The following is a 6482-nucleotide window of genomic DNA, read 5'->3' on the forward strand; positions in this document are numbered from 1 at the left end:
ATGATGAAAACAATTTTACTATCAATTGCAATTTTATTGGGTATCTCTTTCAATGCTAAAGCTCAGGAAGAAGGTAAGTTCAGAGGTGGCTTAAACCTTGGCGTTGCTATCCCATCGGGTGGTGCAGGCTTTTTATTCGACCTGGAACTAAAGTATAACTTAAAAGACAATATGAACGTCGGTTTCCGTTACGGTTCTGCGGTTATCGCTAAAGCTGTTAAGCTTGATAGTGGTGATGAATTTGAGTCAGCTAACATTTCTGCTAATGCCTCCTATATGGCTACTTATGATTACTACTTTGTTTTGGGTGGATCATTCAATCCTTTTGTTGGCGCAGGAGTAGGAGCATATACCCTTGCCAGTGTTTCAGCAAAAGACGGTGACGAATTTAATGATAGTAATTTAGATGCGAATACCAAATTTGGAGGGTTCATCCGTGGAGGATTTGAAGCATCTAAGTTTAGGTTCACATTGGAGTATGACTTCATTCCTAAGTCAACGCTTCAGGATGTTGACGGAAATGAAGTGGGATCTATCACAAACAATTATTTAGGTGTAACTGTCGGCTTTTATGTGGGTGGTGGAAAATGGTAGTTCTTTATACTTCTCACTACTTTTATTTCAAATAACATTTAAACCTGAGTTCGGTTCTTTAAACTGGTCTCAGGTTTTTTTGATCTCCTCCGCTGCACACATGGCACAAATCGAACCGAAACAGCCTGATAAATGAAGAAAGAGAATAAATCTGATGCAAAGAATTTGGAAGACGAGAAACAATAAATTTTGATGAAATGGGAAACTATAATTTGGATATGTTTTATTGGATTAGTACCCCAATATTCTGATAGATTTAATTATTTACATTGTAATTAAGGTTAACAAAAATATGATATAATGTCATATCTCCTTCATGTATTGATTGCGCAATTTTTATGGCTGAATTTTTATGACCAAAATCAATGCTTACATCCTTACTCGAAATATATTTAAATTCATTTGGATAATCAGTTTCTGGCAGAATTGAGTTAAGATATTTTGTCCAATTTATACCTGCTTGTATCGAATCACCTAAATCATAAATAAGAATGTGAAGATTATCTCTTTGGTGATAATAATCGAAGATCTTTTTTAAATGTCTTTTAGCGGTGGCGGGCCTTCTATAAATAAAAGCTTCACATACGCTAAAAGTGCCTTTTTTGTTGGATATTTTAAGATCTCTTTCGCCGGGTTGTCTCTTTTTAGATTTGTTCTGAGAATCTGAATACCCACCTCTTGATTGATCTGTAATAAACCAGCCCCATGGATTCATTTTGGCATTTAGAAGTAATTGAATAACATCATTATACTTATCTTCGCTTTTAATATCAGAAAGAGAGACGATCTTATCTAACATCATTTTTGCTGCACCGGCAATTTCTGTCATTATGAAAGTTTGCAATTGTCTTTGACCGTTTAAGTCCTGTGGCAATATTTCAATAAGTTTCTCGGGAGAGCTATTAAAAATTCTTGAATAATATGAAATGAGCAGTTCAACATCATCAATATCTCCAACTTTGACTTTGAGTGCTTCAATAAATTCATTTTCTCCGGCTCCCAAAAACTGATGATAATTCTCAGCTTCTTCCAGAAGAACAGAAGCCTCTTCAATCTTTTTTCTCTCTCTCCCTATGAGACTTTCAACTTTCACTGTTAGGACATCGGGTAGCATTTGATAAGGCATTTCAAGTTTGCTATAAAAACTATCCAACTCATCATAATCTCCCTGTTTGAGAAGTATGTATAATTTATTAGTAATGAATGTTGAACCCAAATCCTCCTCTTTATTTATATTTACCTGTAATGCATAAACTTCCCATTCTTCCAAGGCTTCTTTATAGATTTTTAAATCTTTGCTTTCATCTGCTATATTAATTTTGGCTGCCATACGATTTAAAGCCAGAGAGTCATATTGAGGATATTTCATGCTTAACTTACTGAATATGGAATATGAAAATTCCGGACTATCTTTCAATCTTAATAGTCCCCTGTAAAACTGTTTATAGTCACCATTAGACAATTCACTCGGTGAATGATTTCGCGAATCAGGTTCATTAATCGTATCCAGCCTCTCTTCATCATTATCAAAGTAAGCCAATAGCATCTTGGTCTGATAAAGCTGGATTTCATATTCCCGGCTCTTTTTTGACACCTTTTTTTTCCAAAACTCAACTACTTGATTGATCTGGAGTATCAATTGCGGATAATTACTTATTTCCAAAAGGGCTTGTTGAATTTCCGGAATCCAATGGGTCTCTTCTAAAAAGGTTTTAATATCTGATTGCTTAATTTTTTCTATTAACTTATTTTTGACACCTGCTGAGGTTATCCATTTAGCAATAGTTAATATTTTTACTATATCCTGTGTCTCAATAATGGCTTGAATAATTTGTTCCTTCTTGGAGAACCAATTTAAGGCTCGCGCAACTTGCGGTAACAACGCTTCTTTTTCAGATCTTTGAAAAGCCCGTTCCTTATTATAATTAAATAGATCAACACGACCTTTGCCCGGGATGTTCTTGATGTGTTGATTCAGATAGTCAATGATTTGTTGTTCAATTCTTAATTTAATTTCCTGTAGCTTTGCCCTTTCTAATCCAAAAGGAATGCTTGGGATTACCAATTGACGAAGTACTTGAAGTAAAACTCCAATGTGTGTCCTGAGTTTATCTATTACAAAGCCATTCCATTCACGATAATCCTCTTCAATCGATGTTTTAAAAGGAAATTTGGGAGATAAAAAACTTCCCAAATTACCCTGAGCATGAATCCAATAAATAGGATAAATCCATTCAATATATTCGAGCCTTTCGATTTTTTCACTCCATAGAGGTAGCCCCTTTTCCTCTTTCATCTCGAAGAAATTGTATTTTTTAATCTCTGTAACTTCTATTCTATCTATGTAAAGTTGGAAAAAGGAATTTGTAAGCGTGTCAACATCTGGAGGATTAATCTCAAAATGAGTTTTGTATTTCCAATAGGTGCCACATTTCATTAACCAACTAATTCCGTCCCATTGAAGCATAGGAAAGCTTATGGTTCCATTATTGTATTTTGGCTTTGAGAGTAGATCAATAAAAAGTTTGGTTAACTCATTGAATAATTCCGGAATTAGAAACTGATTTCTTCCGCTTCCTCCGTGTAATGTTTGATTATGTAAAGGACTGTCCTCAATTAAATTAAGTACTGCTTTTTCTTTTTCTTCTCTTTCTTTCCGGCTTAAATTTTCAGTAAGTTTCTGTCTGTTATAAGGAATATTGTATTTTTTGGAATTAAGTTGTCTGAATATCTGAAAGATCAACTTTGAAGCAATACCTTTTTGCACAACTGAACGAATTGTATAGATTGCTAATTCAATTGATTTTACCCAGATTACTTTATGAATTTTTTCCTTGTCTTCATGTGGCAGGTATTCACCAATTCTATCAATAAACTGAAAGGCTAAGGAGGTGTATGATGAATGCTTTATTAAATGCGGTATAAATTCTCTGCGACACATAATTACAAAGCACTTTATGTTCCAAAATAGGAATGGCTTCGTTAATGATTCCTCAAGTAACTTGAAAACTATTTTGTAATAATGGATTTCGGGGTTATCATCATCTTTTGTCTCCTTTCTCTCCACTTCATAATCATGGGTGATAATTACCTTAATTAAAAAGGTAATATCTTCTCTTGACCTTTGTCCATACAAAAAGGTTGTATTTGCTTTTTCCTCCCAATTATCTAAGCTCTCGAATAATTCAAAGTGATCTGTATTGTTAAGTGTAAAATCATCATATACTTCACGATCATGGAAGAGCAATCGGGTTTCACTTGAACCAAAGCTTCCATCAATACTTACTTTTTTGAATTCTGAATCTATTCCATTTAAATCAGGTTCAACAATCAAAAGGGTACAAGCTGCATCCAAAAATCTCTTTTTTGATGCAGCAGTCGTATGGTTTAAGAAATCAGAATGCCAGCCAAAATAAAATATTTGGTGAAGAAACTTTTTTACTCTATCCTCATCATTTATAAAGCTTATATCTTCAACTAAACATTGCCAATAACCGGCAGAGATAGGATCTCCTAAAGTTGACCAGTAAGAAATATCAACATTGTGCAAGTCTAAATAGTAGAAACCTCCCTCTGCTTTGAAGAGTTTTTGACCAATAAGTGTGGCAATTGAAGGTGTTTTGGAATAAAATTGTTTGAAAGATTTGTGCAAATTTCCTAAATCCTTTTTAGCAATCTTCAGTCCTTTGTTCTCACTGCTTGATATCCTGTCTTTATAGGCTGAAAGGAATTTAAATTCTTCCCAATGACTTAAGAAAGAGCTATAATACGGGTTAATTTCAAGGGCTTTCTCATTATTATTATTCCTATGAGGTGTAAGCTGATTTATAGTCCATTCAATATTGAGTGAAAGATCATTATCCGCTTCGTATCTTTCTTTTTCATGACTAATAAGTTCTCTCGTAAGATTCTTACTTGCGTCAGGATTTTTATTGAGATAATTAAATATGAAATCTAATTCATAATAGTAATCGGATATTTTTTTGAATTCATAGCAAGCTGAAGATACCGTTCCCGCAATTTTTACGATCCCCAAGATATTTCTCAACCAATCTTTTTGAAATAATACGCTTGTATCTATATGCGTTTCACTTCGTAGCTCGTAATCTTTCTTAAACTGGTTAAATTGCTCTATTATAAGCTCCTGTTCTCTTATCTCAGCCAAATGGATTGACTTTGCAAGAAATAATGAAGCATTCCATTTTAAGTCCTCATCTTTTGCTTTTTGATCAATACGATTAGTATCTTTATTAATGGTATGAGTAGAAATATACTGAATAAGTTCTTTAAACTTTTCTTCTTGATCGTAAGTCATGGTCAAAATGTGTTTAGATCACATTCTATTTTTTGGTATAACATATTAGTTAAATGATCTATTGATTCTCCGGAAATAATATGACTTCTATAACTGCTCCAATTGTACGGACACGAAGTTAAGGCCAAATTATTTAACTATTGAAACCTTCATATAATGAACACAACAAGATGGTTCTACTTGAAATAATTCAAGCAAAAAGCAGATGAATTTTGATCCTTTCAGGGACATTGGCACAAAATCTTTTTGGTATCATATTGCGTTGACTACAACATAACCATTCATCCGCAAATCCTCAATCATTTTACCACCTTTTAAACTCCTAAAACCAATCGCTGCAAAAACACCTTCATTTTCACTTGTTTCAGGAACATCAAAGGAAAAAACCATCTCTTGATTTTCATTGGAGTCAATAGAATCTGACTCCTTCAATCTCACATAACTTATATCATAAGATGCCTCCAAAGAAATAATTTTGAGTTGAACCCAAAGCTTAAATGCTTCCGGCTTTTTTGCCAGTTTACTCAGAATTAGCTTAGGTATTACTACGTTCAGGTTTTCGCCCTCAAATTCGAATTTCGTTAACGTCAATTTTTTCAAAATTTCCAGAGGGAATTCATCATTTAAAATTGCGCCGTTCAAATGATGCAAGTGTTCTTTCCGAATCTTGAAGTCATCTCTGGAGCTAATGCTGTCCCTTTGCAATATCTCTTTTGCTACATGTTGTACCAGAGTTCCATGTCTGTTCGAATGGCCTGCATATTCTTCCGGCACTCCATACCTTAACATTTTACAAAATTTACTTACAGCGCCCAAACGGCTATTTTGTCTTTTTATGGAAGCGTTCATGTTCTCTTTTTCGGCTTTGCTTAATTTCTCCCGCTTTTTCCGTACAACAGGTTTTCCGTTTAATGTGTAAAACACCAAATTTCCTATTTTTCCATTGTATTTATTATCTCCCTTATAACTTGCCATTTCTTCTATTTTTTAGTGAATAATTCAATATTATAACGCCAAAATCTTTGCGAATTTAGCCGTTTGTGATGGTGAGCCGCTCCGCGCTTAATAAAAACACTGCAATGAATTGTAGGAGTGTTAAACACGATGCACATAAATAGTAAATCCATTCTAATATGCGTCATACTAAAGTGTTACTCTAAAGTATCGTGACACCATCCTTATACTTACGGCATACCAACTCGTATATTATCCAATGGTTAAACTGTGGTTAAACCATGGTTAAACTACCCTTAGGCAATCCATTGCTTTGTTATAAAACCGATTTTTGGAGAATTTATTGTCGCCATCGACAATTTTGAACAATATATTTAAAAGTACGAAAAAATAACATTATTTTCTCAAAACTTCGTATAGAATGAATGTCAATTTTCTGCTTTTTCAGTAAGCAACAAAGTATCCACCCGACCAACTACACCGCCTGATTTTCCAACTCACCAAAGCTTGTTAACTTTTCTGGTATGTCTATATTCCCAGGGAAGAGTTCAAAAAGTTTGTTGACCGGATGATCGGCGATTTTGCCAAGCACGGCAGTAAGCCAGGCCATAGGTTCTAC

At 34.2% G+C, this 6482-nt stretch carries 3 protein-coding genes; 1 reads left to right on the forward strand and 2 read right to left on the reverse strand.

The window, feature by feature from the left end:
* Window positions 1–594 (forward strand): hypothetical protein, encoded by a 594-nt coding sequence (locus tag G3O08_RS18090; RefSeq protein ID WP_239541343.1) that lies wholly within the window; start codon window positions 1–3, stop codon window positions 592–594.
* A gap of 256 nt (window positions 595–850) precedes the next feature.
* Here G3O08_RS18090 and G3O08_RS18095 read toward each other — a convergent pair whose 3' ends face one another.
* Both G3O08_RS18095 and G3O08_RS18100 read right to left on the reverse strand, forming a co-directional pair.
* The gene (locus G3O08_RS18095) at window positions 851–4909 is read right to left on the reverse strand and encodes a hypothetical protein (protein ID WP_163286868.1); all 4059 of its coding nucleotides are present in this window, start codon (window positions 4907–4909) and stop codon (window positions 851–853) included.
* A 252-nt stretch (window positions 4910–5161) separates the two neighbouring features.
* Window positions 5162–5833: a hypothetical protein gene (locus G3O08_RS18100; protein WP_163286869.1), complete on the reverse strand. Its 672-nt coding sequence runs from the start codon at window positions 5831–5833 to the stop codon at window positions 5162–5164.
* Window positions 5834–6482: the final 649 nt, after the last annotated feature.

It is taken from the genome of Cryomorpha ignava, assembly GCF_010686655.1.
Lineage (GTDB): Bacteria > Bacteroidota > Bacteroidia > Flavobacteriales_D > Cryomorphaceae > Cryomorpha > Cryomorpha ignava.

Coding starts and splice junctions, on each gene's coding strand:
- G3O08_RS18090 (WP_239541343.1), top strand. CDS start 1: ATGATGAAAACAATTTTACTATCAATTGCAATTTTATTGGGTATCTCT.
- G3O08_RS18095 (WP_163286868.1), bottom strand. CDS start 4,909: ATGACTTACGATCAAGAAGAAAAGTTTAAAGAACTTATTCAGTATATT.